The following is a 2,685-nucleotide window of genomic DNA, read 5'->3' on the forward strand; positions in this document are numbered from 1 at the left end:
TGGGCGGCGGCGATCAAGGTGAGAACTCAGCGACAATCAGGGTGAGACTGCGCCGATGGGGCCGGACCGAAGGGAGGGCGTAGCCCGACCGGAGGACCGGCCCCATCGGCGACGCGCTTTTCGGACTCGTCTGGCGGCCGGGTGCTGCTGGTGCAAGCTGTTGATTCGTCTCGACAAGAGGGAATCGATGCCTTGCCTGGCCTTCACATAACCGACCACCAGATGAGGCTGTACATGAACTATCGACTGACACTGTCCCCCGAGGCCGCCGCGGCCAAGGCGGGGTTCTCGAAGGCGAGTGCGTACCGCATAGAAGACGACTCGCGCCCGCCATCACAGAAGAAGGCGCCCAGGGGCCGACGACGGCCCGATCCGCTCGCGCCCTATTGGGACGCCGAAATCATCCCGATCCTGAAGGCTGCGCCGGGCATTCGCATGATCGGCGTACTTGACGAACTACGCCGACGCCATCCCGACCTCACCCCCAACATCCGACGCACGCTGGAGCGGCGCATCAATGCCTGGCGGGCACTCAACGGTCCCGAACAGGACGTGATCTTCCGCCAGGAGCACGAGCCCGGCCGTCTCGGTCTGTCCGACTTCACCGACACAAGCGCGCTCCGCATTACCATCGCGAGTGAGGCGCTCCAGCACCGGCTCTATCACTTCCGGCTCGCGTTCTCGGGCTTCGAGCATGCCCATGTCGTGCTCGGCGGCGAAAGCTTCGTTGCCCTGGCCGAGGGCTTGCAGAACGCCCTGTGGGCGCTCGGCGGCGTGCCGCGGGAGCATCGCAGCGACAGCCTGTCGGCGGCGTTCCGCAATCTGGCAGCCGATGCGCGGGAAGATCTGACACAGCGCTACGCCGCGCTGATGGGCCACTACGGTATGACGCCAACGCGCAACAATGCGGGCATCGCACACGAGAACGGTTCGATCGAGAGTGCGCACGGTCATCTCAAACGAGCGCTGGAGGATGCGCTGCTACTGCGGGGCACGCGCGACTTCGCCTGTCTCGATGCCTACCGGGCTTTTGTCGACGAGATTGTCGGCCGGCGCAACGCCAACCTCGCCAAGCGGATCGCGCTCGAGAAGGAAGCGCTGGCGCCACTGCCGAAAGGCCGCACGACCGACTTCGAGGAGAAAGTGATCCCGGTGACGTCGTCAGGCGGCTTCATCCTGCGGAGGGTGTTCTACACCGTACCTTCAAGACTGATCGGGCATCGCCTGCGCGTGCGTATCTTCGACGACCGGCTCGAATGCTTCCTCGGCGTCACGCCTGTCGGGACGCTGCGGCGCGGTCGGCCTGTATCGGAGAGCCAGGGCGGCCATGTCGTTGATTACCGGCACGTTATCCATGCCCTGCGGCGCAAGCCGATGGCGCTCGCCAGCCTCGTCTATCGCGACCAGCTCTTCCCGCGTACGGCGTACAAACGTTTGTTCGAGACCTTGCGGGAACACGGTGACGATCGGCGCGCCTGCAAGGTAACGGTCGAGCTTCTGGCGCTGGCCCACGAGCGTGCCTGCGAAGCCGAGCTTGCCGAGGCGATCGCGACCGATCTCGAGGCCGGACGGTTACCCGATCTTGCCGCGCTGCGCGATCGCTTCCGACCTGAGGAGACATCGATCCCGAGTGTCGCCGTCAAGCTGGCGCGGCTCGATGTCTACGATGAATTGGCCTCTGTCGGCATCGTGTCGGCTCGCTCGAACCAGGGAGAAGCGGCATGACCGGTATAGCGACCTCCGTCGATGCCGCCCGCGTCGAGTTACTGCTCAATGAGCTGCGACTGCCCGGCGTCAAGGCAATCTGGCCGAAGCTCGCCGCGCAGTCGGACAAGGAAGGTTGGCCTGCCGCCCGCTTCCTCGCGGCCCTTGCCGAGCACGAGGCCGCGGATCGTGCCCGCCGTCGCATCGAGCGACACATGGCGGAAGCACGGCTACCGGCCGGCAAGACGCTCACGACGTTCGACTTCGAGAGCGTGCCGATGCTGTCGAAGGCGCAGGTGATGGCGCTCGCTGCCGGCGACGTTTGGTTGAAGACCGGCGCCAATCTGCTGCTGTTCGGTCCACCTGGCGGCGGGAAGACTCATCTCGGCTCAGCGATCGGCCTGGCTCTCGTCGAGGACGGCTGGCGCGTTCTCTTCGCGCGCACCACCGATCTGGTGCAGCGGCTGCAGGTGGCGCGGCGTGAACTGGCGCTGGAGTCCGCGATCGCCAAACTGGACCGCTACGACCTCCTGATCCTCGACGACATCACATATGTGAGCAAGGATCAGGCGGAGACCAGCGTACTGTTCGAGCTGATCGCTTCCCGCTACGAGCGACGCTCGCTGCTGATCACGGCCAATCAGCCATTCGGCGAATGGGGGCGTATCTTCCCAGATCAAGCAATGACGCTGGCAGCCATCGATCGTTTGGTCCACCACGCCACGATCCTCGAGATGAATGTCGAGAGCTACCGTCGAAAAGTCGCCCTCGATCGCAGGCGCGGCCCAGGTCGGCCACCTGTTCACTCAACTCCAAACGAGCTCGACAGAACGACGATTGACGCTGGTAATGCCCCTTGATTGTCGCGCAGCGACAATCAAAGCTTGCCAAACCAGGCTACCAGCGTCAATTATCGCCTGACTCGGCCGCCTCGTCTCATCTTGATTGACGCGTCGCTCTCATCCTGTTTGTCGCTCCATA

2 protein-coding genes are annotated in these 2,685 nt (G+C 64.3%); both read left to right on the forward strand.

Annotated features, from left to right (window positions below; genetic code table 11):
* Nucleotides 1-192: 192 nt before the first annotated feature.
* Nucleotides 193-1,725, forward strand: a complete 1,533-nt coding sequence (gene istA, locus Q2941_RS51195) for an IS21 family transposase (protein WP_458197485.1) — start codon at nucleotides 193-195, stop codon at nucleotides 1,723-1,725.
* On the forward strand, nucleotides 1,722-2,564 hold the full coding sequence (gene istB, locus Q2941_RS51200; RefSeq protein WP_458197486.1) for an IS21-like element helper ATPase IstB: 843 nt from the start codon (nucleotides 1,722-1,724) through the stop codon (nucleotides 2,562-2,564). The genes istA and istB overlap by 4 nt, the downstream gene beginning before the upstream one ends.
* The last annotated feature ends 121 nt before the right edge of the window (nucleotides 2,565-2,685 follow it).

Source organism: Bradyrhizobium sp. UFLA05-153, assembly GCF_054185185.1.

Excerpts from the sequence above, each read along its gene's own strand:
- istB (WP_458197486.1), top strand. The coding sequence starts at position 1,722 with ATGACCGGTATAGCGACCTCCGTCGATGCCGCCCGCGTCGAGTTACTG.